A 23,459-nucleotide genomic window follows, 5' to 3' on the forward strand; every position below is an offset into this window, starting at 1 on the left:
ACTCGAAGGAGAGCACCCTGTGTCCACCCCCGATCAGACGTCGACGCCGGATCTCGCATCCGCCCCCGGACCGCTCGGCGACATCACCGTCATCGACCTGACCCGAGCGCTGGCCGGACCGCACGCCGGCATGATGCTCGGCGACCTCGGTGCCCGGGTGATCAAGGTCGAGACTCCCGGCCACGGAGATGACACCCGCGGTTGGGGCCCGCCGTTCGTCGACTCGCCGGACGGTCCGGTCGCGACCTACTTCTTGTCCTGCAACCGGAACAAGGAGTCGATCACCCTCGACCTCAAATCGGCCCCCGGGGTGGCCGCACTGACCGAGCTGGTCCGCCGCAGCGACGTGTTGCTGGAGAACTTCCGTCCGGGAGTGCTCGACCGTCTGGGGTTCACCCTGGACCGGCTGATGGAGCTGAACCCGCGCCTGGTGGTGCTGTCGATCTCCGGTTTCGGGCACGACGGACCGGAAGGCGGCCGGCCCGGCTACGACCAGATCGCCCAGGGCGAGGGCGGGTTGATGTCGATGACCGGCCCCGATCCGGAGACGCCGACCAAGGTGGGGGTGCCGATCGCCGACCTGCTGTCGGGGATGTACGGCGCCTACGGGGTGCTGGCCGCGCTGCACGAGCGCGAGCGCACCGGCAAGGGCGGTCAGGTACGCACATCGCTGCTGGCGGGCATCGTCGGGGTGCACGCCTTCCAGGGCACCCGGTGGACCGTCGCGAAGGAGATCCCCCAGGCGGAGGGCCCGCACCATCCGTCGATCTGCCCCTACGGCCTGTTCCACGCTTCCGATGGCATCGTGCAGATCTCGGTCGGCTCGGAGGGGCTCTGGCAGAAGTTCGCCCCGGCCTTCGACCTGCCATTGAGCGAGGTGGGCTTCGCGACCAACGCAGAGCGGGTGCGCAACGGCCGGCAGGTGCGGGCCGCCGTGGAGGAGGCCTTCAGCAGCTTCACCACTGCCACGCTGTTGGCGAGGCTGACGGAGATCGGCGTGCCGAGCGGCCAGGTGAAGAACCTGGAGCAGGTCTACTCGTGGGACCAGACCCGCTCGCAGGGCCTGGTGATCGAGGTCGACCACCCGACGCTCGGCACCATCGAGCTGCCGGGGCCGCCGCTGCGATTCTTCGCCGGGGACGGCGCCGAATGGAAGCGCGAGCACCGGTCGCCGCCGCTGCTCGGTCAGCACACCGGTGAGATCCTCGACTGGCTCGGGCTGGCCGACCGGGAGTCGCCCGCGTGAGCGTCCAGCGGCTCGGTGCGCTGGCGCTGGTCGAGACCGTCCTGGACGACGGGTCTTACCAGAGCTGGGACACCCCGATCACTCCCGCGCCTGATCTCGACCTCGGCTATCTGGCCGAACTAGCTGCGGCACAGCAGAAATCAGGTTGTGACGAGTCGATCCTGACTGGTCGCGGGACGATCCGCGGGCGGGATGTTGCCGTGGTGTCCAACGAGTTCCGCTTCCTCGGCGGGTCGATCGGACTGCGGGCGGCCGACCGTCTGGACAAGGCGATCCGGCGGGCGACCGCCGAGGGTCTCCCGCTGCTGGCCGCGACCGCGTCCGGTGGCACCCGGATGCAGGAGGGCTCGCTGGCTTTCGTGCAGATGGTGCGGATCACCGATGCGATCGGCGCCCACCGGGCCGCCGGGCTGCCGTACCTGGTCTACCTGCGCCATCCGACCACCGGCGGGGTGTTCGCGTCCTGGGGCTCGCTCGGCCACGTCGCGGTCGGTGAACCCGGTGCGTTGGTGGGCTTCCTGGGTCCGAAGGTGTACCAGGCGTTGTACGGCGAGGAGTTCCCTCCCGGTGTGCAGACCTCCGAGAACCTCGCCGCCCACGGACTCATCGACGCCGTGCTACCGCCGGACAAGTTGGCGGACATCGCATCCCGAGCGCTGACGGTGTTGTCCGCTCCCCGGCGAGGCGTACCGATGCCCGAGGCCGAGCCGGAGAGTGACCAGCCGGAGGTGGCTGCCTGGGATTCGATCACCCGGACCCGTCGTCCCGATCGTCCCGGGGTGCGGGAGCTGTTGCGGTTCGCTGCCCGGGATGTGGTGCCGCTCAACGGAACCGGTCAGGGTGACGCCACCGGGGCCGCCTCCGGTCTCACGCTGGTACTGGCCACCGTGCACGGTCTGCCGTGCATCGTGCTGGGTCAGGACCGTGCGTCGCAGGCCGCCAACGGACCGCTCGGGCCGGCGGAGCTGCGGGTGGCCCGGCGTGGGATGCGGCTGGCGGCTGAGCTCGACATCCCGCTGGTTTCGGTGATCGACACACCGGGTGCTGCGCTGTCGAAGGAGGCCGAGGAAGGTGGCCTGGCCGGCGAGATCGCGCGCTGCCTGGCCGATCTGACCCGACTGCCGACCTCCACGGTGTGCATCCTGCTCGGGCAGGGGTCGGGCGGTGGTGCGCTCGCGCTGCTGCCCGCCGACCGGGTGATCGCCGCGCGTCACGCGTGGTTGTCGCCGTTGCCGCCGGAGGGTGCCAGCGCGATCGTGCACCACGGCGATCCGTCGTTCGCGCCGCAAATGGCTGCGGCGCAACTGGTTCGGGCCGTCGACCTGCGCCGCAAGGGCGTCGTCGACCGGATCGTCGCCGAACACGACGACGCCGCCGACGAGCCCGCGGCCTTCTGTCGCCGGATGGGCGAGGTGCTCGCCCAGGAGCTCGCGGTGCTCGGCTCGCTCCCCACCTCCCAACGCCTCGCCCGCCGCGCCGGCCGCTACGTCTTCTGACCCGGCGCCGAACCGCTGATCGAGCGACGAAGGAGCCGAGATCCCGCCACGCACGGACGGGGCAGCAGAACCGGTGATCGAGCGAGCGAGGAACGAGCGCGTCGAGATCCCGTCATAGTTCGGATGGTCTCGACTCACTAGGTTCGCTCGACCACCATATTTTGGTGACCGAGCAAGCGACGAGGGAGCGCGAGCTCGACCCGAAGGAAGGTGGAGAGCGGCATCGCCCGTATCCATGCCGAGGTCGCTGCCGGCCTCCTCGAGACTTCATGCGCAGGAGCCCGCGTTCTTCGAGCTGGCTGTCATCGACTTGTTGGTGGCGATGGGCTACGGCGGCGGCGACCTGCGGGCCACCCGCACTCAACTCTCGACGACGGCATCATCGACGGCATCATCGATCAGGAAGTCCTCGGTCTGAGCCGCGTCTACGTGCAAGCCAAGAGCTGTGCGCTCGGCACCGGCCGTCCCGAGATCCAGGGCTTCGTCGGCGCACTGCACGGCCAACAGGCCAACCAGGGTGTCTTCATCACGACCGGCCGGTTCAGCTCCGGGGCCACCAACTACGCGGAGGGTGTTGCTACCCGTGTCGTGCTTATCGGCGGCGCCCGGTTGGCTCGGCTGATGATCCGGCACGGCGTCGGCGTGCAGGTCCGGCAGACCTGCTCGGTCGTCGAAATCGACGAGGACTTCATTGAGTGATGGGGCTGAGGGGACTCCAGTTCATAGGTATGCATAACTTTGAGTGACCAGCTTGGTTTGAGAACAGATTTGACACTTCTGCGTGCAGCGTTGACAAGCGTCATAACTATGCATAACTATGAAGCGGTGACCCCGGATCAACTGCTGGACCTCTGCGCACACGGCGAGACGCTCACGGTCGAGTTCAAACGGGGTGGGTACGACCGGTTGAAGGATTCGCTGATCGTCGAGGCCGTGGTGTGTCTGGCCAACGGTGAGGGCGGCCTGCTTCTGCTGGGCATCGAGGACGACGGACGGATCACCGGGCTGGAGCCACGACACCGGGATGTGACCGACCCCGATCGCCTGGCCGCGATGATTCTCAACAAGACGGAGCCGAACATCGCCTCGGTGGTCGAACTCGTCGAGGCCGGCGGTGTCGAGGTCGCGGTCGTCCACGTGCCGAAGGCGAGCAGCCCGGCCGGGACCACGGAAGGGAGGTTCATCCGGCGGACGCTCAGGGCAGACGGTCGTCCGGAGTGTGTGCCCTACCGAGCACACGAAATCGTGTCGGCGGGGCTCAGCGCGCTGGGGACGGATTACGCCTCCGTTCCGGCCCGTGGAGCCGATCTCCATGATCTCGATCCCGCGGAGTTCGACCGCTTCCGGCGCATGACTTCAGGTGGCAAGGGTGAGCGGGCTCTGGCAGTTCTGAGCGATCAGGAGATCATGCGCGCGCTGCGCGTCCACGATCCGATGTCGGGGGAGCTGACGCTCGGGGCCGTCCTGCTCTTTGGGACCGATCGGGCGATCCGAAGGTTCGTACCCACCGCGGAAACGCTGTTCCAGGAGCAGCGGGGCGACGAGATCGTCACGAACGAGCAGTTGCAAGCCCCATTGTTCAAGACTGCCGAACAGATCGAGGCGCTCCTGAGGGTCCGTAATACGGAGCAGGAGCTGATCGTGGGGATGCACCGAATCGGCATCCCACGGATCCCGCCCGCAGTCGTCCGGGAAGTCCTCGCCAACGCTCTGGTGCATCGGGACTACACCGAGCTCGGCTGCGTGCGCGTGCGCCTGACGGATACCTACCTCAGAGTGTCCAGCCCGGGTGGCTTCCCGCCGGGGATCACCTTCGACAACCTCCTCGAGGACACGCGACCACGCAGCCCGATCATCGCCGAAGCCTTCAAGCGCGCCGGCATGGTTGATCGTTACGGCCGTGGAATCCCGCAGATGTACGGCCAACTTCTCCGGTGGGGCCGTGCTGGTCCTGACTACTCCTTGACCAATGACACATCAGTCGTGGTCGAGATTCCCACCAGTGATGCTGACCTGGAGATGGTGCGATTCGTCATCGATTTCGAGGATTCGGCCTCGGTTAGGCTGCCGCTCGACCAACTCCGCTTGCTGCACCAGCTCAAGGATGTCGGCGACTCGGACGTGAGTGGATTGAGTAGCTCGCTGAGGATGACCGAGCAGCACACCAGGACCTCCTTGGCGCGACTGACCGAAATGGGTCTCGTTGAGCAGCGGGGTCAAGGACGTGGGCGACGAGTCCACCTGGCCGCGGCGTTCTATCGGTCTGCGCAGGCGAGCGAGTACGTCAGGATGCGCGACACAGACCCCCTGCAGCAGGAGCAGATGATGCTTGCCTACGTGGATCAGTTCGGACGCATCACCCGTTCCAAGGCGGCGGAACTGTGTCGGTTGAGTCCGCAGCAGGCCAGGAACGTGCTGAAGCGATTGGTCGACCAGGGTCAGCTCAGCCTCGAGGGCATGCGTCGCGGTGCGCACTACGTCAAGCGATGATGCGGCCCCACGGGCTGAGCGCCACGGATGCCAGGGTCGGCTCGGCGACGGCGGTCGTGCTGCGTCCTGCCTTCATGCAGCGGATGCACCATCCCGTCGAGAGGTGGAGTGTTCACCTGCCGGCGTTCCGGGTGGTTCTTAATACCTTTGGTCCGCTTGAGCGGATCTCGATAAACCCAGTGAAGCCGGTTGGTTGCCCGTGAGTGCGCTGCGCAACCAGGCGGGCCGTCCGGAACACCTGTTCCGCCAGGCTGACGTGGACGAGCTCGTAGAGATCCTGCGCGAGGTGCGAGCGACCGCGCTGCCGACCGAAGTGGCCTGAGTGGTCTAACAGATCGGACGGGGTCTCGACGCGCTGGTTCCCCGCTTGCTCCCTGTCCTGTAGCGAGGAACGAGTGGAAGGGGACCGGCGAAGTGAATGCTGTTCCAGGTGGGGAGGGCCGGGTCGGGGTCTCGTCGCGCTCGTTCCTCGCTTGCTCGACCACCGGAAGATCAGGCGGCGGGGAGGTCCCTCTTGCTCATGCCGGCCTTCTTGAGAGCCTTGCGGTTGCGGTCCTTGGCAAAAAGTTTGCGAGCCAGTTCGGGGTCGAGTTGGCCGGAGGCGAGCAGGCGGATCGGACAGCGCTTGCAGCGCGGCTTGTCCTCGCAGCACGACGTCTTCGGCTTGACTCCCACGCTCCCATCGTACCTGGAAGTGAGGGGAGGCTAACCTCGGCTCGACGAGGCGCTGGTCACGCAACGACCGTGAGATCAGCTCCCGGCGTGGATGACCCGTGTGGTCGACGAACGGGAGGGCGCCCGGTCAGCGGCCGCTCCGATCGGCAACATGATGACGGCGAGCACCAACCAGATGAACTGCTGGCTCGCGATCACAGCACTGCCCAACGACAGGCTCTCGAAGCCGGTGTCCGGGAGGTGGAAGGTGGACGGGATGTCGAACACCCACAGGAACAGCCCGGTGGCACTCAGCAGCAGCGCGCGCCGGGACACCCGCCGTCCGCCGTCCGCCGTGGGGACCCAGAAGTAGCGGTGGAGCACGATCGCGGCCGGCAGCACCCAGACGATGTGGTGCACCCAGGTCACCGGGCTGGCGAGGGCGCCGACGAAGCCCGTCAGTGTCAGCGCGGCAACCAGGTCGCCGGCCCGCAGCGCGCGACGGATCCGGACAGCACCCAGCGCCACCACCAGCAGGGCCCCCAGCAGCCACAGGGCGCGGCTGGGTTGTTCGGGCGCCGTCAAGCGGGCGAGCGTGCCGTTCCACGACTGGTTGACCGGATTGTCCAGGAATCCGACGCGGTCCGACTCCCAGATCAGGTCGGTGTAGTAGCGGACCGAGTCCGACCAGTTGATCGCGAAGCCCACCGCGATCACCGCGGCCGCGCTGCCGACCGCGGTCAGCAGCCCTCGCCAGCGACGGTCGAGCACCAGCAGGAGCAGGAAGATACCGGGGGTGAGCTTGAGGGCCATGGCCAGGCCGATGCCGACGCCGAACCATCGACTCCCGCGGCCGCCCAGCACCAGGACGTCGATGACGACCAGGGCAGCCAACAGCAAGTTCACCTGGCCGAAGCCGATGTTCTGGGCGATCGGCTGCAGCAGGAAACCGAGCGCGCAGACGACGCCGACCACGATGAACATCTGGAACGGCCGCAGTTCCCAGTAGTGCCTCAGGTAGAGCCACGCGAGCACGACGCTGCAGGCGATCAGCACCACGAAATGCAGCACCACGACGATGCCGACCGGGATCAACTCCATCGGAGCCATCAGGATCGCAGCGATCGGCGGGTAGGTGAACCCGAGGCTGACGTTGACCGGATCGGGCTGCGCGAAGTCGTACAGGCTGTTGCCGTCGAGCCAGAAGGTGACCGCGCTGTAGTAGATCCGCAAGTCGTACTGGTCGTGGTTCGGGCCGCGCAGGAAGTAGTTGAGCATCGCGACCGCGATGGCGACGAACAGCATGACCGAACCGCCGATGATCGCCCGGCGTCGGTCGTCGCGACCCAGCTGCGAGAGGTCCAGCGCGAGCCAACGCGCAGCAGAGCTACGAAGTCCCCCAGAGCCAACCATGACGATCAGTATGCCCGGACGGTCGCCTGCCGGGCGGAATCCGCCGGAGGACCGGACGCCCGTCGTCAGATGTTGCCCACGGTGGGGGACCGGGCAGTTCCTAGGCTCGGACCTCATGAGCGCACCCGCGACCCAGGCTGGCCCGCGCGGCGGTCCGCAGCGGGTCCTGGTCGCCCTGGGCGGCAACGCCATGACCGGTGCGGACGGCCGGGCGACGGAGGCCGACCAGATCGCCGCGCTGACCGAGGCCGCCAGGCACATCGCCACCCTCGTTGCCGCCGGCGTCGAGGTCGCCATCGCGCACGGCAACGGACCCCAGGTGGGCAATCTGCTGGTGAAGAACGAGCTCTCCGCAGCCGTGGTGCCGCCGGTCCCGCTGGACTGGTGCGTCGCACAGACCCAGGCCACCATCGGCTTCGTGCTCGTCAACGCCCTGGAGCACCAGTTCGCAGCCCGCGGGATCGCCCGGCGCGCCGTTCCGCTCGTCACCCGCACCCTCGTCGATGAGGACGACGTTGCCTTCCACGATCCGGTGAAACCGGTGGGCCGGTATGTCGACGCTCTGGAAGCCGTGCGCTTCACCGCGCTCGGCCAGCAGTGGCGGGACTTCGGCGCGAAGGGCTGGCGGCGGGTGGTCGCCTCTCCGTCGCCACAGCAGATCCTGGACGCCGACGTCGCCCGGACGTTGGTCCGGGCCGGCGTGGTGGTGATCTGTGCCGGCGGGGGTGGCATTCCCGTCGTCCGCGATCCGGACGGTGCCCTGCGCGGCATCGAGGCCGTGGTCGACAAGGACCTTGCTGCTGGGCTGCTCGCCGAGGAACTCGACTGCGACACGCTGGTGATCGCCACAGACGTCAGCCATGCCGTGCTCGGCCACGGCACCGGATCCGCCGCCGACATCGGCGAGATCGACCCCGACACCCTGGCGGGGCATCATGCCGCCGGAGAGTTCGGGGCCGGATCGATGGCGCCGAAGGTGGCTGCGGCGCAGCGGTTCGCCGCGAAGCCGGGTCGGACGTCGATCATCACCTCGCTCGAGTTCCTCGCGGCCGCCGTCACCGATCCCCGCGGCGAGATCGCCACCGTGGTTCGACATCGGAGCGCGATACCCCCGCATCACTGACCCGTCCCCGCATCGACCGTCCGTCCTGGGCCCCTGCAGCACCAGATCGCAGACCCGCACACCGAGGAGATCCGCATGTCCGACGCACTGACCGCACCGCAGCCGATCGAGGTCCGCAAGGTTCCGCTGCACTCCGTCTCCGATGCGAGTGAGCTGGCGAAGCTGATCGACGACGGCATCCTGGAGGCCGATCGGGTCATCGCGGTGATCGGCAAGACCGAGGGCAACGGTGGGGTCAACGACTACACCCGGATCATCGCCGATCGGGCGTTCCGCGAGGTGATCGCCGCGAAGGGCACCCGCAGCGCCGACGAGGTCAAGCAGATCCCGATCGTCTGGTCCGGCGGCACCGACGGGGTCATCTCGCCGCACGCGACGATCTTCGCCACCGTGCCGGTCGACGTCGCGTTGCAGACGGACGAGCCGCGGCTGACCGTCGGCTTTGCGATGAGCGAACCGCTGCTGCCCGAGGAGATCGGCTACACGCCGATGATCAGCAAGGTGGCCGCCGCGGTCACCGAGGCGATGGCCAGGGCCGGGATCACCGACCCGGCCGACGTGCACTACGTCCAGACCAAGACCCCGCTGCTCACCATCCACACGATCCGGGACGCCAAGTCGCGCGGCAAGAGCGTGTGGACCGAGCACACCCACGAGTCGATGGACCTCTCGAACGGCTGCACCGCACTGGGAGTCGCGGTCGCGCTCGGTGAGATCGAGATGCCCACCGATGCCGACGTGATGCACAACCGCGGGCTGTTCTCCTCGGTCGCCTCGTGCTCCTCCGGGGTGGAGCTGGACCAGGCGCAGGTGGTCGTCGTCGGCAACGCTCGCGGGATCGGCGGACGCTACCGGATCGGCCATTCCGTGATGAACGACGCCCTGGACGCCGACGGGATCTGGTCGGCCATCAAGGACGCCGGCCTCGAACTGCCCGACAGGCCGCACCACAGCGACCTGAAGGGGCGGCTGGTCAACGTCTTCCTGAAGTGCGAGGTCTCCCGGGACGGGGAGGTGCGCGGGCGTCGCAACGCGATGCTGGACGACTCGGACGTGCACTGGCACCGGCAGATCAAGTCGTGCGTCGGCGGCGTCACCGCGGCCGTCACCGGCGACCCGGCCGTCTTCGTGTCAGTGTCCGCGGCACATCAGGGGCCGGAGGGTGGGGGACCGGTCGCAGCCATCATCGATCTGGGCGACGAGCCGTCGGGATACCCGGCCCCCTGACGGACAGCGGCCGCGGTTCGTTGTCCGACAACGAGTTCGGGACCTGCTGTCCTGAGCGTGGATGGGGACAGGTCCCCATGACCGAGTAACTTTTCAACCAGCAAAGCCATTTCATCGGTGGTATCTCTCAACAGAGACACCATCGACCGAGAGGCACTGCTGATGTGCGACACCGTGACCGGCGACCGACACTCGCGCTCCGACGATGCCCGCTTCCCCCGGCGGGGGCCCTCCCGGCGGATGTTCCTCGGCGGTGTGGTGACCGCCGGCGTCGCCACCGCCGGTGGGGTGCTGTTCGGCGGGGGTGTGGCAGCGGCCGCGCTGCCGTCGGTGAACATGGAGGCGGTCCTGAAGGCCGCGCAGATCGATCCGCGCCGGCCGGACACCGCCCTCACCCCTGGCGCCAAGGCGTCGGTGGTGCTCGTCGAACAGGCATTGGCGGATCGGGGTCTGCTGGACAGCAGCTACGTGGACGGGCACTTCGGCACCCGAACCGTCACTGCCTATGCGGCGTACCAGAAGTCGTTGGGCTACAGCGGATTGGACGCATCCGGGCTGCCGGGTGCCACCTCGCTGACCAAGCTCGGCACCGACCGGTTCGGGGTAACGAACAAGATCTCGGCAGGTGCCCGCGCCGGCTTCCGGGGCGTGACCCTCAACGCCCGGACGAAGGCCATGCTGCTGGCCGCGGAAGGATTGTACGGCGCGACCGTCGTGTTGACCCAGGGTTCCTACAACGTCGGTGGGGACCCCGCATCGGCGGGAACCCACGACGGCGGCGGGGCGATGGACATCTCCGTCAGCGGGATCTCCGCGGCCAACCGCACGAAGTTGGTCGGGAAGCTGCGCGCGGTCGGGTTCGCCGCGTGGCTGCGCACCCCCGACCAGGCCGACTGGCCGTTCCACATCCACGCGGAGGCGATCAGCGACCCCGACCTCTCCTCCGGAGCCCAGCACCAGGTGGGCGACTACTACCTCGGGAAGAACGGTCTGGCCAGCGGCGCACCGGACGACGGACCGCAGATCACCAAGGTGACGTGGGAGGAGTACCAGCGAGCCTGACCTGCCCGCAGGTCCCCCCGCCGGTCCGCCCGCACGCCGGCGAACACTGCATCGAACAGGAAGGAGCGTCGGCACCGATCCGGACACCGATCCGGTGCAAGCAAAGACGAGTCATCACGTCCCCACCGAACCGAAAGGTCTTCGTAGACATGAACTTCCGTCGCATGCTCGGCGCCACAGGCGCCGCACTCCTGATCGCGAGCGGCCTCACCGTCGCCGCCTCGACCGAGGCCCTCGCCATGCCGAACTTCCAGATGCCCTTCGCCTGCGGTTTCACCGCGACCGCGGCCACCTTCAGTGGCCACAGCCCGGCGAACTCGGTCGACTTCCAGAAGGACGGGATCACCGGTGTGTCCGTCCGCGCCTCAGCCGGCGGCACCGTAACCCGCTCCGAGGACGAGCCGACCGGCACCAGCTACGGACGCTGGATCGAAGTGGACCACGGCGGCGGTTGGCGGACCCGCTACGCGCACCTGAGCGTGCGCGGGGTGAGCGTCGGCGCCACCGTCACGCAGGGCCAGGAGTTGGGCAAGGCCGGCGCGACGGGCAACGTCAGCGGGCCGCACCTGCACTTCGAGGAGAACCTCAACGGCGCCACCCAGAGGGCCGTGCTGAACGGCGTGGCAGTGCCGTACTACGCGCACACCAGCTTCACCAGCAAGAACAACTGTGGCGGTGGCGGTGGCAATCCGTACACCGCGGGCGAGGTCTGCGGCTCCGGCTACACCGAGATCGACCGACACAGCCTGGGCAACGGCAGCATCGTGCTGATGTACAACTCCGGCAGCGGCAAGAACTGCGTCACCACGCTGAAGGGTGTCTCGCTCGGCACGGCCAGCGCGGTGAGTGCGACCCTGCAGGTGGAGGGCGGCTCGGTGATCAAGGACTCGGGCAGCTTCGCCTATTACGCCGGTCCGGTGACCGCCTCGGCGGCGAGCAAGTGCGTCAAGTGGGGCGGGTCGGTCGGGTCCACCACCTGGACCTCCGCCTACAGCCACTGCGGTTGATCATGCTGGGACGCTGGTCGAGCGGACGCAGGAGACGAGACCCGTCCCAGAACTGATCCAGCAGCTCAGGGTCGTCCGCACTGTGCGGACGACCCTGATGTGGTGGGAGACAACGAGTTCAGCGGATCCGTTCGAACTCGAGGTCGAAGATTGCCCGGCCCTCGTCGAGCCCACGGCCCTCGAACCGGGTCGTCGGACGGAACTCCGGCCGCGGCCCGAAACTGTCATTCCTGTTGAGCAACAGGCGATTCCGTGAGCACACCTCGAGCATCACCTCCGCGTACTGCTCGATGTCGGTACCGAGCCGGAACACGCCGCCGGGCCGCAGTCGCGAGGCCACCAGGGTGACGAAGGAGTCGGTGACGATCCGACGTTTGTGGTGCTTGTTCTTCGGCCATGGGTCGGGAAAGAACAGCCAGAGCTCCTCCAGCGAGTCGGCCGACACCAGTTCGTCCAGCACCGGGACGGCATCGGCTCGAAGGACGCGGACGTTCTCGACACCTCGGCGGGCGAGATGGTGCAGCGTCTGGGCGATCCCCGGCCGGTAGACCTCGACCGCCAGCACGTTGACCTCCGGGCGGGCCTGCGCCATCGCTGCGGTGGATTCGCCCATCCCGGAACCGACCTCGATGACGAGCGGTGCGTCGCGGCCGAACAGTGACGGCGAGTCGATCGCCCCGCCGAGATCGGTGGCTTCGAGGTACCAGCGGTCCGCGTAGGCGTCGAAGGCACGCTTCTGGACCTGGTTCAGGCGTCCGCCGCGCGAGGTGAAGCTGACGATGCGGCGGTAGTGCTCCGGCATTCCGTCGGCCGGCTCACCACCGGGGCGCAGGGTGCCAGGGGTGGGAATCCGTGACGATGGCATGGGACGCGACTCTACGGGCCCGCCCCCCGCCACTCCGCCATGTGCAGGCAGCCTTCGACGCGCGAGAGGGCGTCACGGAACCGGTGCAGCTCGAGCGGTTCCATGACGCCCCTCCGGGAGCATCGGGTGCGAAGCTCAGGCGTCCCTGCGCTGCAGTGTGAGCAGGGCCAGCAGCCAGATCACCAGCGCGGTCGCGCCGAAGATCAGCAGTCCCTGGGCCGGCGTGGGCCCGTCGGAACCGGACAGTCCGCCGAACATCCCGCCGGAATCCTCGCCGTTGACGAACGTGAACGCGGCGTTGAACGGCAACCACGGCACCAGGTCGCGCAACGGGCTGATCAGCAGTACCAACTGTTCGGCGAGCAGCGGCCACAGCAGCAGCAGCGTGATGGCCCCGGCCGATTGCCGCAGCAGGGTACCGATCCCCACAGCCAGGACCGCGCCGATCGCGTACAGGGCGCAGTAGCCGAACACCATGCGGACGGCGCCGTCGGAATCCAGCGTGATCGCCCCGTCCCGCGGTGCCTTCGCCAGCGCCTGGGTGAGCAGGAATGCGCCGCCGGAGGCGACGGCAGCGATGACGGCTCCGATCAGGGCCATCACGACCGTCTTGCTGACCAGCAGGACCGTCCGACTCGGAACGGCCAACAGGCTGTTGCGGATGGTGCCGAAGCGGTACTCGGTGGTGACGGCCAGCGCGGCCATCACCAGGAAGGTCAGCATTCCGAACCGACCGCCGAACTGGGAGGACGCCACGGAGGCATCCCGACCGTTTTCGACGAGGGACACGGCCAGCGCGATGCCCCAGACGCTGATCAGGATCAGCACCGTGCACCAGTAGGGCGATCGGGTGGAGAGGAGCTTGATGCGTTCGACGGACAACGTGCGCAGCATCGTCGTCACCGCCCTTCGGTGTCGGGTCGGTCGGTGGGCGACGGCCGTGTCGGCGCCGACTGCTGGACCGGAGGGCCGGCCGGTCCGCTGAAGGCGGGCCCTTGGCCGCCTGGGAACGGTTGATCGGGGAACCGGTGACCGGGCGGAGCGGCGAATCCTTGCCCACCGGGGATCGGCCCCCCACTTCCGGGTGCCCGACCCTGTCCGGAGTACTCGACAGATCCGCCGGTGAGCTGGATGAACGCCTCCTCGAGCGATCCGGTCTGCGGGCTGAGCTCGTGCAGCACGATGCGGTGCTCGGCAGCGATCTCGCCGATCCGTTCGATCGGCAGGTTGAGCACGGTCAGCCCGGCGCCGTCCGTCGAGGGACGCACGCTGACCCCGGGACCTGACGTACCGAGCAGCTCCGGAAGCCGGTCGAGTTGCGGGCTGCGGACCAGCACGCTCGACTCGGTGGACTGCGAGACGAACTCCTTCGTCGACGCATCAGCGATCAACCGTCCACGACCGATGACGATCAGATGGTCGGCGGTCTGTGCCATCTCGCTGAGCAGGTGCGACGAGACGAACACCGTCCTACCTTGCGTCGCAAGGTCTTTCATGAAGGTGCGGATCCAGTGGATGCCCTCGGGATCGAGTCCGTTCACCGGCTCGTCGAACAGCAGCACCTCGGGGTCACCGAGCAGTGCCGAGGCGATCCCCAGCCGCTGCTTCATGCCGAGGGAGAACTTGCCGGCCGCCTTGCCGGCGACGCTCGAGAGTCCGACGATCCCGAGCACTTCCTCCACCCGCGACCTCGGGATGCCGTTCGCGGTGGCCATCCACCGCAGATGCGCCCTGGCGGTGCGGTTGGGGTGCACCCAGTTCGCATCCAGCAGGGAACCGACAGTACGGAGCGGGTTCTTCAGATCGCCGTAGCGGCGGCCACCGATGGTCGCCTGGCCCCGTTGTGGACGGTCGAGACCCAGGATCATCCGCATGGTGGTCGACTTGCCGGAACCGTTCGGTCCGAGGAAGCCGGTGACCATGCCCGGACGGATCGTGAACGACAGATTGTCGACGGCGACCGTGCGGCCGTAGACCTTGGTCAGCCCGTTGGCCTCGATCATCGGGTTCCCCCTTGATCGGATGGTGCTCGTCTCACGGATCGATTCCCCTCGTCGTGTGCGCAGGCATGCGCGTTCATGATGCCTGGTGGGTGCCGCCGGATGTCCGAAATGGCGGTTCCGGTGGTTGCCTCCGAGCATCCCGCGGGAGGGTCGGGAGCGGATCAGGGGAAGCACCCAGGCTGACCCTGGATGTCGATCGGGTGGCGGGTCTGGACAGGTGTGATCGGTGGGACGCCGGTCCGGCGCTCGCGCTCCAGGAATCGGCTGCGGATCCCGAGGAGCCGCCGAGTGGTCGGACCCGCTCCCCACCGGCCTGGAAGCGAGCCGGTCAGGCTCGTCCTGACCCGGTCGATCCCATGATGGACATCGCCGCTGCGATCGTGAAGCTGCAGATCGCCGACAGCGTTAATCAGCACCGACTCTGGCGGACTGTCGAGTCCCAGCACCGGATCGGCCAGGCCCAGGGGATCCTGATGGAGAAGCTGCAGATCAGCGCGTCCGCGGCGGTCACGGTGCTGCACCGCCTGTCGCAGGACACCGGCACCAGGATCGATGATCTCGTCGAGCAACTGCTGGACACCGGCATGCTCCTGGGCGTCACGGATGACCTCTGAATCTGACAGCACGGACCCAGGACCGCGTCGAACCGCCGATCCGGGTCCGGGTGGCGCCGGGGCATGGCACGATGCTGGACAGAGCTGTGCACGGGACCAGCGCCGGGACGCGCTGTGCGGATCCGCTGACGACACCGAGGGGACACACCTGACGATGCGGTTGCTGTCCGTCGATTTCGGAACCTCCAACACCGTCGTCGCGCTGGCCGTCGATGGCCAGGCGCCGCGCACCCTCACCTTCGACACCTCGCCGCTGCTGCCCTCGGCCGTGTTCCTGGACACCGACGGCACCATCACCGTCGGCCGGGAAGCGCAGCGCAAGGCGCGGCTGGATCCGGCACGCTACGAGCCCAACCCGAAGCGTCGTATCGACGACGGCGACGTCCTGCTCGGTGACACGGTCGTCAAGGTCGTCGATCTGATCGCCGCGGTACTGCGGACGGTGGCGACTGAGGTCAGACGTCAGCTCGGTGGCGCAGCCCCAGACGAGATCCGACTCACCCATCCCGCGCAGTGGGGAGCACCCCGCCAGAACACCCTGATCACTGCCGCTCGGGCAGCAGGCCTCGGCACGAACCTGGTCCTGATCCCCGAACCCGTTGCTGCCGCGGCGCAGTACACCCGGCTGCCCGGGCGTGAACTGCCGCCGGGTGGATCCGTCGCCGTGTACGACCTCGGCGGCGGCACCCTCGACATCGCGGTCGTCGGACGATCGCACCAGCAGTTCCACGTCCTGGCCGAGGCCGGACTGTCCGACCTGGGTGGTCTCGACTTCGACCAGGCGGTGCTGGATCAGGTCGGTCGCACGGCGAGTGCAACGGATCCCGGCCGCTGGCAACAGATCCTGCGGCCGGCGGACTCCTCGGCCCGCCGTGCAGCACGCGCCCTCGCGGACGATGTCCGGGCCGCGAAGGAGACACTGTCGGGGTATCCGCAGACCGACGTGGCACTGCCGGATCCCTTCGACGACGTGCACCTGACGCGCTCCGAGTTCGAGGGTCTGATCCGGCCGAACCTGATGCGCTCCATCGAGGTCCTGCAGTCGACGCTGCGGTCGGCGGGAGTCGGGGCCGAGCGGGTGACGGGAATCTTCCTGGTCGGCGGGTCCAGCCGGATTCCGTTGGTGGCCACCCTGATCGCCGACCAGTTGGGAGTCGTCCCGGTAGCCCTCGACCAGCCGGAGACCGCCGTCGCGCTCGGCGCCCTGCTGGTACCGGTACAGCGCGAGGGCAATCGGACAACGGCGGTCGGCGGACCGAGCTCCGGCGCGTTCCCCGTCGGACCGCCCAGCCGTCCGAACCCGTCGCACACCGGGCCGGTGCGCCCGGCCAGCGGGGCTCACCAGCCCTCCGGTGCACAGCCTCCTCCCGGTGCGGTCACCGGCTCGTCGTACCCCGGCCAGTTCGGGTCCGGCCCGCCGGCGCAGGGCAAACGCCGATCCCCCCTGCTGATCGGCGGGGTGGTGGTGGCCGTCGTTGCCGTCCTGGTCGCTGCGTTCCTGGTGATCAAGCCCTTCGGCGGTGGCACTGCTGATCCGACGCCGACCGACCCACCGACGACCGGCGTCTCGACGACCGGCGTCTCGAACACCGGCGCCCCGAGCACCGGGTCCTCCGCGTCGACCGGCAGGCCGACCCCGGCCGATCCGTCGCAGACCGGTTTCGGACCCGGGAAGCTGTTGTCCAAGACGGAGTTCGACTTCCTCGGGCCGAGTTCGGACAAGTTGGAGAACTGCGGCGACAACACCGCGTCTTTCAACAAGCTGAATCCGCCGCAGCCGTACCAGGCCCCCCGGATCATCCGGTGCGAGATTCCCGAGGACGACACCAACGGCCTGTACGGACGGACGTTGCTGTTCCTGTTCAGTACTCCGGATCCGGCCGCCGCCCAGACACTGCTGGCGCAGATCACCACCGACCGCAAACGCGACGGCACCTTCAGCGTGCAGACCAAGGGTGGTCAGATCCCCAGTGCCGCAGGCACGCTGAACGTGGTGGTGGCCGATCACCTCGCGGTGTTCGGTACCGACTCGAGCGGCAGCGGCGACGGCGTGCCCGCCATCGCCTGGGGCGTGGACAGCGGTCAGTACGTGGGCGTCATCATCGGCGTGCAGTCGTCCTCGGCCAATGATCTGCTCGACTTCTTCGACCTGTCCTACCGTCCGCGCTAGAGCCAGGAGGACGTACCGTGCAAGGCCCGTTGTCCCAGTCGGTGGCCGCGCTGTGCCGGGCGCTGCTGCCGCAGGTGTCGCCGCGCACCGCCGGCGGGATCGGTGAGATCCTGCGGCGGCTCGACACCCCGCTGCAGCTGGCCGTCGCCGGACGGATCAAGTCGGGCAAGTCGACCCTGGTCAATGCGCTCATCGGCCGCCGGGTCGCGCCGACGGACATCGGTGAGTGCACCAGGCTGGTCACCCGCTTCCAGTACGGCACCGTCGACCGGATCGAGGTGGTGCACCGTGACGGCCGCCGGACAACCGTGCCGTTCGCGCCCGACGGTGGCATCCCGCCAGACCTCACGTCCGCTGCGGGGATCTCGATCGACGAGGTCTCGCACCTGGAGGCCTACCTGACCAGCGCGTTGCTGGCGGACGTCACGGTGATCGACACACCGGGGCTCGGCTCGATGGACACGGCGTCGGTCTCGCGGACGGAAGCGTTGCTGGGCACGGCGAACCAGCAGGGCGCCGCCGGGGACGCGGAGGCCGGCACCGGCGCGGAGTCCGACAGCCTCGACCGGGTGTCGGAGTTCGCCGTCGCCGGCGCCGAGGCCGTCGTCTACGTGTTCACCCAATCCGTGCGCTCCGACGACACCCAGGTGCTCGCGGCCTTCACTGCGGCCACTGCCTCCCGTGATGCCGGACCGGTCAACGCCCTCGGGGTGCTCAACAAGGCGGACACCATCCCGGCCGACAGCGTCGAAGGATCCGGTGGTGACGCGTGGACGGCAGCTCGGCTGGTGGCACAGAGCCAGGCGGCGTTGTTGCGCCCACGGGTTGCCGACGTGCTGCCGATGAACGGTCTGCTCGCCGAGACGTCCGAGACCGGCGCGTTCACCGGCGCGGATGCGGAGGCTCTGCGCACCCTGGCCGGCGTCGACCCAGCACTGTTCGACGCGATGATGATGGCTGCCGATCTGTTCACCACGCTGGAGCTTGGGGTGCCGGGCGAGGTGGCGACCGCCGTCCGGATGCGGCTGCTGCAACTGCTGGACCTGTACGGGATCAACATTGCGGTGCAACAGATCCGCGCTGAGCCGGCGATCTCCGCAGGTGAACTCCGCCGTCGACTCTCGGCCAGGTCGGGCCTCGAGGAGTTGCGTCGTCGGCTGGGCGAGGTGTTCCGTCTCCGGGCCGACGGGATCAAGGCATCGGCCGCACTGGCCTCCATCGGGCTGCTGGCGTCCGTCACCGACGATGTGCACGAACGTCAACGGATCACCGACGGCATCGAGATGTTGCTGCAACGTCCCGCAGCACACCAACTCCGGCTGATGGAGGCGCTCACCCTGGTGTCGGGCGGCTCGGTGCGGTTCGACACCGACCTGACCGGGGAGATTCTCCGGCTGGGATCCTCGACGCACCCCGAGGAGATGCTGGGTCTGCCGCAGGCGTCCTCGGCGCAGCTGCAGACGGCTGCGCTGGAGCGGGCAGGCTGGTGGCGCTCCTTCGCCTCCTTCGGTGCCACCCCCGCCCAGGCCCGGATCGCGCACGTGGTGCACCGCGCCTATTTCCTGCTGTGGCAACAGCTCTCGGGCCATCGGCCGACGACACCCCAGGGGCTCGCGGGCGGTCGCTCGCCGGGACCGGCCGGCGGTCGGCCATGACTACCGCCGTCACCGGACTGAATCGAGGGAGGCTCGGATGAGCCCGCAGGAGCACCCGGTGGACGCAGCCGGTGAGGGATCCGGTGACGATGCGCCGAGCGGTCTGATCGAGGCTGCGGACGTCCCGGGTGCTGGGGACGAGCCACCGGTGCAGCGGCCGGACTTCGACGATGCCGCAGAGCGTCGGGCGCTCCTCGAGTTGTTGATCTATGCCTGGGACCGGGCCCGGAGCCCGGGTGTGTGGGAACGGCTCACCGCTGGACTCGCTGCCATCGGCGTGAGTGTCGAGCGACCGGACGGGGCGCCGTTCGATCCGGCGCGGCACGAGGTGGGGGGTGTGCAGAGCACCGATGACCCTGCGCTGGTCGACACCGTCGCGGAGACCGAGGTGGTCGGGTTCACCGATCGCGGAACCGTGCTGCGGGAACCGATCGTGGTCGTCTACCGACGCGGCTGACGCACGGCGCGGCCGTGGGGCTGAGCGGTGCGGCCACCGTTCTCCCGGCCGCGGCGGTGCGGGCCAGTAGCGTGATCGCCATGACATCTCCGCCGCCGGCGCTCCCGCAGGCGATCCGCCAGTGGCGGGAGCAGGCTGTTGCCTGGGTGCGTCCCAGGGATGCGGAGACGGCGGCCGTGCTGGCCAGTGCCCGTCGCCCCGCCGGGATCCCCAGGGTCGTGGTGGTGGGCGAGACCAACCGCGGCAAGTCCTCCCTGGTCAACGCTCTGCTGGGAGTGCCTAACCTGTCGCCGGTGGATGCGGGTCTGGCGACCTCGACCTATCTGCAGATCAGCCGCGCGGCGGACGGTGCGCCACCGGCGCGGGCGATCGCACACTTCGGCCCCGGGATGGCCGACATCTCGTTCCCCATCGCGGAGTTGCACGGCTGGGCCACCATGGGCGCCTCCGTCGAGGCGGACCGCGACCTGCCGCCGCCGCGGTGGATCGAGCTCGCGGTACCGTCCGCCCTGCTCGACGCGGTGGTCCTGCTGGACACTCCGGGCGTGGGCGGACTGGTGCCCGGTCATGCCGACCTGGCTGCGGAGGCGGCGGCCGGCGCGACCGCGTTGCTGTTCGTCGTCGATGCCTCTGCGCCCTTCTCGCAAGGGGAGATCGGGTTCCTGCAGTCGGTGACCGACCGGGTGGACGCCGTCCACTTCGTCGTCACCAAGACGGACTCCTACCGGGGCTGGCGGGAGATCGTCGCCGCCGACCAGCAATTGCTGGCCCGCTACGTCCCGCGGTTCACGGATGCCCCGTTCCATCCGGTGTCCAGCACCCTCGCGGTGGCGGCGGATGCGCAGCCGGACGCCCGGATCGCCCAGGTGGTCCGGGCCCAGTCCGGCATCGAGGAACTGCGGTCCGTCCTGACCCAGGAGGTGTCCGGCCGGGCCGCACTGTTGGCGGATGCCAACCTGATCCGGACAGCCGTGACCGTGCTGGCCGGCGAGCTCGTCCGCCTGGAGACGGAACGTCGCACCCTCACCTCGGGGGCCGAACAGGTGGAGCACCTGCGGCTGCGGAAGGAGGAGCTGCTGGAGCGGCGCCGGACCGGCGGCGGTCGATCGTGGCAGGTGATCCTGCGGGCCCAGATCCAACGGGCCAGGGTGGACCTGACGCACGAGACGGCCAGGGAGGTCCGCGAAGCACTCAACCTGTTCCGCGGCGCCATCGACGCCGCGGACGCAGACCAGTTGCGGCAGTTGCCGTTCCACATCGATGCCTATGCGCAGTCGATGACGGCGCGCGCGCACCGCCGACTGCTCGAGGCGATGAACCAGATCGTCAACTCGGTGCTGGCGGACCTGTTCACCCCGACGGAGTTGGCCACCCTCGCAGGGCATCTCGCGACCAGGCCGTACGAGCCGCTGGTGACGCGCGGGCCAGAACGGACGAAGAACGCCGACGACACGATCATGTCGTTCGCCGGCGGCGGGATCGGTCTGACCCTCGGCAGTCTGGTGCGGATGGGCGCAGGGGCAGTGCTCCCGGCGGCTTTCGGCGTCGTGCTGCTGCCGGTGTCACTGGCTCTGGGCGGCGCGGCCGCGTTCTTCATGGTGCGATCGAGGCGTCGGGTCCAGGACAAGGCCCATCTCAAGCAGTGGCTGATGGAGGTGCTGTCGGAGGCCAAGGCGCAGATCGACCAGAACATCGCCGAACAGTTCATCGAGGCCGACGAGCAGCTCACCCTGGCATTGGATGACGTGCTCACGAAACAGGTCTCGGCGATCGACACCGAGATCCGTGACGTCGACAGCGCCCTTAAGCTGGACGCGACGGAGCGGGCCGCGCGCACTCGGGCACTGGTCGACCGCGGGAAGTCGGGGGCAACGCTGGTCGGCGCCGGGGAGGAGCTGATCCGGCGAGTACAGCGGACTCCGGGGGTGGGCGCCGTGATGTTGGGCGCCGGCGCACTGGGAGCGGTGGGCACGCAGCCGGTGCCCCAGCCGGCGGCAGGGCCGAACCCCGGTGTCCGGACGTCGCCGCGGAGCAGCGCACCACCGGAGCCCGATCCCGCCGTCACCCAACCGACACCGATCCGCAGTACCCCGGCCCCGGTACGGCCGGTGCCGGGAAGCATGCCGCGGGCACCGTTCCCGACCGGGCCGACCGTGACCCGGACGCCGATCATCCCCACCGGCTCCACGCTGGCCGCGATCGCCGGGCGAGGCCGTTCGCGGCCGGATGCCGATCCATCCGCACCCTCTTCGCCGGTGCAGACCGGTCCGGTTGCCGAACGCGACGTGGACCGCACCGGTCGGATCCCCGAGGTGGCAGCCGACGATTCACCCACCGGGCCGCGATCGCTGTGGGTGCCTCCGGGTCCTTGAGCAGCGGGATGTCGATCGATCCCCGCCGCCGCGATCGGATGGGCCACACTGGAGCTGAGACGACCGGGCGCCCGCCCGGGCGAGGAGGACACCATGCCGGCTCGAGCGTTCGTCCCACCAGTTCCGCCGACGACCCCGCGCCGCCCGGAGCAACGGTCCGGATTCCGGATGCAGTTGCCGCGAGCCGTGCAGCAGGCGGTCGCCGATGCCGACAGCGCCCGACGCCGTCGTCGGGCGGCGTCCCGGCCGGATCTGCGGCCGCACACTGCCGGCACCGTGCCGATCATCCCGGTTGACCTCGGCCGACTCTTCGGCCGCTCGGCACCGGACGCGGCACCGGACTGATCACCTAGCCACGGCGGTTTCGTGGTCGCAGCGCCGACCATCCGGGAACCGATCCAGCGGGCCCGGAGTCACACCCCCAACCATCGGCCATCACCGCCCAGAAGGAGAGCACCATGGAGTACAGCGACGGTCCGGACCAGGTGGAGCCGGGCGACGAGCTGGTCATGGACCACGAGAGCCTCGGGGCGGCCTCCTACGATTCCGACCACGACGGCGTTGCCGATTCGGTGATCATCGGCATCGACGACCACACGGTGATGTTCACGGACACCGACGGTGACGGTGAGGTCGACTCCCGCACCACGTTCGGCGCCGACGGTGAGGTACTCGAGGAGAAGAACGTCTCGGGAGAGGACGCCACCACCAGCTCGTCCGACAGCACCGACAGCAGTGGGAACACCGGCAGCGACACGACCGGCGGCGACACGACCGGCGGCGACACGACCGGTAGAGATACCACCGGCAGCGACACGACCGGTGACGATTCCAGCGAGACTTCCAGCACCGTGATCTCGGTGGTGGACGACCAGGGGCGATCCGTCGACGTGGGGCCGCCGACGGTCGACATGGACGGCGACGGAACCGCCGACACGGCCGTCGTGCAGGGTGACGGCGGATCCACCATCGGCTACACCGACCGCAACGGCGACGGCGAGGCCGACCAGATCACCGAGATCACCGCCGACCGACACGTCACCATCTCGGTCGTCAACTCCTCCGGCGACTGGGAGGTCGCTCAGACCGGCACCCTCGATCCGGATGGTCATTTCGTTCCGTCGGAAGGAACCGGTACCACCACGGACGATCTCCGCCAGGACGGCCCGGCCGCCGAGAGCGTTGCCTGGGGGCTGCTGCCCGCCGGCACCGCCGATGCCTCGGAGGCAGCCGATCCCGCCGTCGGACAGAGCGAAGCGTCCGAGTCCACCGCACCCGACGACACGGCGGGCAGCGTTCCGATCGTCTACACCGACCCGGAGGGAATCACCTACGAGCTGGGTGTACCTACGGAGGATTTCGACGGCGACGGGCGGGCTGACACCGTGATCACCACCCTCGCCGACGGCACCGTCGTCGGCTACTCCGACGTCGACGGCGATGGTCTCACCGATCAGGTGACCCAGATCAACACCGACGGCACCGTCACCATCGGAGTACCGGATGGCGTCGGCGGCTGGGAGGAAGCAGCCACCGGCACGCTCGGGGAAAACGGCGAGTTCGTCCCCGCCTGAGGCTCCCCCTGCCCGGCAGTCGTGTGCGGCT

Annotated in this window: 21 protein-coding genes; 16 read left to right on the forward strand and 5 right to left on the reverse strand. The window is 68.8% G+C overall.

The genetic code is table 11. The annotated features are described in order from the left end of the window. The first annotated feature begins 19 nt into the window (after positions 1 to 19). From ABLG96_RS02175 to ABLG96_RS02195, 5 genes are all read left to right on the forward strand, one after another. Positions 20 to 1,246 (forward strand): CoA transferase, encoded by a 1,227-nt coding sequence (locus tag ABLG96_RS02175; protein WP_353649789.1) that lies wholly within the window; start codon positions 20 to 22, stop codon positions 1,244 to 1,246. Continuing rightward, positions 1,243 to 2,742, forward strand: a complete 1,500-nt coding sequence (locus ABLG96_RS02180) for a carboxyl transferase domain-containing protein (protein WP_353649790.1) — start codon at positions 1,243 to 1,245, stop codon at positions 2,740 to 2,742. The genes ABLG96_RS02175 and ABLG96_RS02180 overlap by 4 nt, the downstream gene beginning before the upstream one ends. A 210-nt stretch (positions 2,743 to 2,952) precedes the next feature. Then, a complete protein-coding gene (locus ABLG96_RS02185; protein WP_353649791.1) occupies positions 2,953 to 3,441 on the forward strand; it encodes a restriction endonuclease in 489 nt (162 codons plus the stop codon). 108 nt (positions 3,442 to 3,549) lie between these two features. Further along, a complete protein-coding gene (locus tag ABLG96_RS02190) occupies positions 3,550 to 5,232 on the forward strand; it encodes an RNA-binding domain-containing protein (protein ID WP_353649792.1) in 1,683 nt (560 codons plus the stop codon). Positions 5,233 to 5,431: 199 nt separating this feature from the next. Beyond that, a complete protein-coding gene (locus tag ABLG96_RS02195; RefSeq protein WP_353649793.1) occupies positions 5,432 to 5,554 on the forward strand; it encodes a hypothetical protein in 123 nt (40 codons plus the stop codon). A 170-nt stretch (positions 5,555 to 5,724) separates the two neighbouring features. On the opposite strand, the gene ABLG96_RS02200 is transcribed toward ABLG96_RS02195, so the two are convergent. Next, positions 5,725 to 5,907 carry a hypothetical protein gene (locus tag ABLG96_RS02200; RefSeq protein WP_353649794.1) on the reverse strand — a complete coding sequence of 61 codons (183 nt, stop codon included), beginning with the start codon at positions 5,905 to 5,907 and terminating at the stop codon, positions 5,725 to 5,727. A gap of 75 nt (positions 5,908 to 5,982) precedes the next feature. After that, positions 5,983 to 7,299: a glycosyltransferase 87 family protein gene (locus tag ABLG96_RS02205; RefSeq protein WP_353649795.1), complete on the reverse strand. Its 1,317-nt coding sequence runs from the start codon at positions 7,297 to 7,299 to the stop codon at positions 5,983 to 5,985. Between the two features lie 115 nt (positions 7,300 to 7,414). On the opposite strand from ABLG96_RS02205, the gene arcC reads away from it, so the two are divergent. The 4 genes from arcC (at position 7,415) to ABLG96_RS02225 (ending at position 11,718) form a co-directional block, all read left to right on the forward strand. Next, the gene (gene arcC, locus ABLG96_RS02210) at positions 7,415 to 8,422 is read left to right on the forward strand and encodes a carbamate kinase (protein WP_353649796.1); all 1,008 of its coding nucleotides are present in this window, start codon (positions 7,415 to 7,417) and stop codon (positions 8,420 to 8,422) included. 75 nt (positions 8,423 to 8,497) lie between these two features. Further along, complete coding sequence (locus ABLG96_RS02215; protein ID WP_353649797.1) at positions 8,498 to 9,649, forward strand: ring-opening amidohydrolase; 1,152 nt, start codon at positions 8,498 to 8,500, stop codon at positions 9,647 to 9,649. A 162-nt stretch (positions 9,650 to 9,811) separates the two neighbouring features. Then, positions 9,812 to 10,711, forward strand: a complete 900-nt coding sequence (locus tag ABLG96_RS02220; protein WP_353649798.1) for a peptidoglycan-binding domain-containing protein — start codon at positions 9,812 to 9,814, stop codon at positions 10,709 to 10,711. Positions 10,712 to 10,860: 149 nt separating this feature from the next. Next, positions 10,861 to 11,718: a M23 family metallopeptidase gene (locus ABLG96_RS02225; RefSeq protein ID WP_353649799.1), complete on the forward strand. Its 858-nt coding sequence runs from the start codon at positions 10,861 to 10,863 to the stop codon at positions 11,716 to 11,718. Between the two features lie 118 nt (positions 11,719 to 11,836). Here ABLG96_RS02225 and trmB read toward each other — a convergent pair whose 3' ends face one another. The 3 genes from trmB to ABLG96_RS02240 form a co-directional block, all read right to left on the reverse strand. Then, positions 11,837 to 12,583: a tRNA (guanosine(46)-N7)-methyltransferase TrmB gene (trmB, locus tag ABLG96_RS02230; protein WP_353649800.1), complete on the reverse strand. Its 747-nt coding sequence runs from the start codon at positions 12,581 to 12,583 to the stop codon at positions 11,837 to 11,839. 135 nt (positions 12,584 to 12,718) lie between these two features. Next, a complete protein-coding gene (locus tag ABLG96_RS02235; protein WP_353649801.1) occupies positions 12,719 to 13,486 on the reverse strand; it encodes a hypothetical protein in 768 nt (255 codons plus the stop codon). Beyond that, positions 13,483 to 14,586: an ABC transporter ATP-binding protein gene (locus ABLG96_RS02240; RefSeq protein ID WP_353649802.1), complete on the reverse strand. Its 1,104-nt coding sequence runs from the start codon at positions 14,584 to 14,586 to the stop codon at positions 13,483 to 13,485. The genes ABLG96_RS02235 and ABLG96_RS02240 overlap by 4 nt, the downstream gene beginning before the upstream one ends. Before the next feature lie 356 nt (positions 14,587 to 14,942). Between ABLG96_RS02240 and ABLG96_RS02245 the strand changes: the two genes are divergently transcribed. The 7 genes from ABLG96_RS02245 to ABLG96_RS02275 all read left to right on the forward strand — a co-directional run bounded on the left by ABLG96_RS02245 (position 14,943) and on the right by ABLG96_RS02275 (position 23,428). Continuing rightward, positions 14,943 to 15,200, forward strand: coding sequence for an ANTAR domain-containing protein (locus tag ABLG96_RS02245; RefSeq protein WP_353649803.1), 258 nt, complete (start codon positions 14,943 to 14,945; stop codon positions 15,198 to 15,200). 154 nt (positions 15,201 to 15,354) lie between these two features. Beyond that, positions 15,355 to 17,370: an Hsp70 family protein gene (locus ABLG96_RS02250; RefSeq protein ID WP_353649804.1), complete on the forward strand. Its 2,016-nt coding sequence runs from the start codon at positions 15,355 to 15,357 to the stop codon at positions 17,368 to 17,370. Between the two features lie 17 nt (positions 17,371 to 17,387). Next, positions 17,388 to 19,025, forward strand: a complete 1,638-nt coding sequence (locus tag ABLG96_RS02255) for a dynamin family protein (protein WP_353649805.1) — start codon at positions 17,388 to 17,390, stop codon at positions 19,023 to 19,025. Positions 19,026 to 19,062: 37 nt separating this feature from the next. Further along, a complete protein-coding gene (locus ABLG96_RS02260) occupies positions 19,063 to 19,482 on the forward strand; it encodes a nucleotide exchange factor GrpE (protein ID WP_353649806.1) in 420 nt (139 codons plus the stop codon). 80 nt (positions 19,483 to 19,562) lie between these two features. Beyond that, positions 19,563 to 21,854, forward strand: a complete 2,292-nt coding sequence (locus tag ABLG96_RS02265; RefSeq protein ID WP_353649807.1) for a dynamin family protein — start codon at positions 19,563 to 19,565, stop codon at positions 21,852 to 21,854. 93 nt (positions 21,855 to 21,947) lie between these two features. Beyond that, entirely contained in the window at positions 21,948 to 22,199 is a 252-nt protein-coding gene (locus tag ABLG96_RS02270; protein ID WP_353649808.1) for a hypothetical protein, read from the forward strand. A gap of 113 nt (positions 22,200 to 22,312) precedes the next feature. Next, positions 22,313 to 23,428 carry a DUF6802 family protein gene (locus ABLG96_RS02275; protein ID WP_353649809.1) on the forward strand — a complete coding sequence of 372 codons (1,116 nt, stop codon included), beginning with the start codon at positions 22,313 to 22,315 and terminating at the stop codon, positions 23,426 to 23,428. Positions 23,429 to 23,459: the final 31 nt, after the last annotated feature.

The organism is Nakamurella sp. A5-74, assembly GCF_040438885.1.
Taxonomy (GTDB): Bacteria; Actinomycetota; Actinomycetes; order Mycobacteriales; family Nakamurellaceae; genus Nakamurella.

Bases quoted from the DNA above. Each gene is read 5' to 3' on its own strand.
- ABLG96_RS02265 (WP_353649807.1), top strand. From the start codon at position 19,563: ATGACATCTCCGCCGCCGGCGCTCCCGCAGGCGATCCGCCAGTGGCGG.
- ABLG96_RS02260 (WP_353649806.1), top strand. From the start codon at position 19,063: ATGAGCCCGCAGGAGCACCCGGTGGACGCAGCCGGTGAGGGATCCGGT.
- ABLG96_RS02190 (WP_353649792.1), top strand. From the start codon at position 3,550: ATGCATAACTATGAAGCGGTGACCCCGGATCAACTGCTGGACCTCTGC.
- ABLG96_RS02205 (WP_353649795.1), bottom strand. From the start codon at position 7,299: ATGGTTGGCTCTGGGGGACTTCGTAGCTCTGCTGCGCGTTGGCTCGCG.
- ABLG96_RS02225 (WP_353649799.1), top strand. From the start codon at position 10,861: ATGAACTTCCGTCGCATGCTCGGCGCCACAGGCGCCGCACTCCTGATC.
- ABLG96_RS02220 (WP_353649798.1), top strand. From the start codon at position 9,812: ATGTGCGACACCGTGACCGGCGACCGACACTCGCGCTCCGACGATGCC.
- ABLG96_RS02270 (WP_353649808.1), top strand. From the start codon at position 21,948: ATGCCGGCTCGAGCGTTCGTCCCACCAGTTCCGCCGACGACCCCGCGC.
- ABLG96_RS02245 (WP_353649803.1), top strand. From the start codon at position 14,943: ATGATGGACATCGCCGCTGCGATCGTGAAGCTGCAGATCGCCGACAGC.
- arcC (WP_353649796.1), top strand. From the start codon at position 7,415: ATGAGCGCACCCGCGACCCAGGCTGGCCCGCGCGGCGGTCCGCAGCGG.
- ABLG96_RS02215 (WP_353649797.1), top strand. From the start codon at position 8,498: ATGTCCGACGCACTGACCGCACCGCAGCCGATCGAGGTCCGCAAGGTT.
- ABLG96_RS02250 (WP_353649804.1), top strand. From the start codon at position 15,355: ATGCGGTTGCTGTCCGTCGATTTCGGAACCTCCAACACCGTCGTCGCG.
- trmB (WP_353649800.1), bottom strand. From the start codon at position 12,583: ATGCCATCGTCACGGATTCCCACCCCTGGCACCCTGCGCCCCGGTGGT.
- ABLG96_RS02275 (WP_353649809.1), top strand. From the start codon at position 22,313: ATGGAGTACAGCGACGGTCCGGACCAGGTGGAGCCGGGCGACGAGCTG.
- ABLG96_RS02240 (WP_353649802.1), bottom strand. From the start codon at position 14,586: ATGATCGAGGCCAACGGGCTGACCAAGGTCTACGGCCGCACGGTCGCC.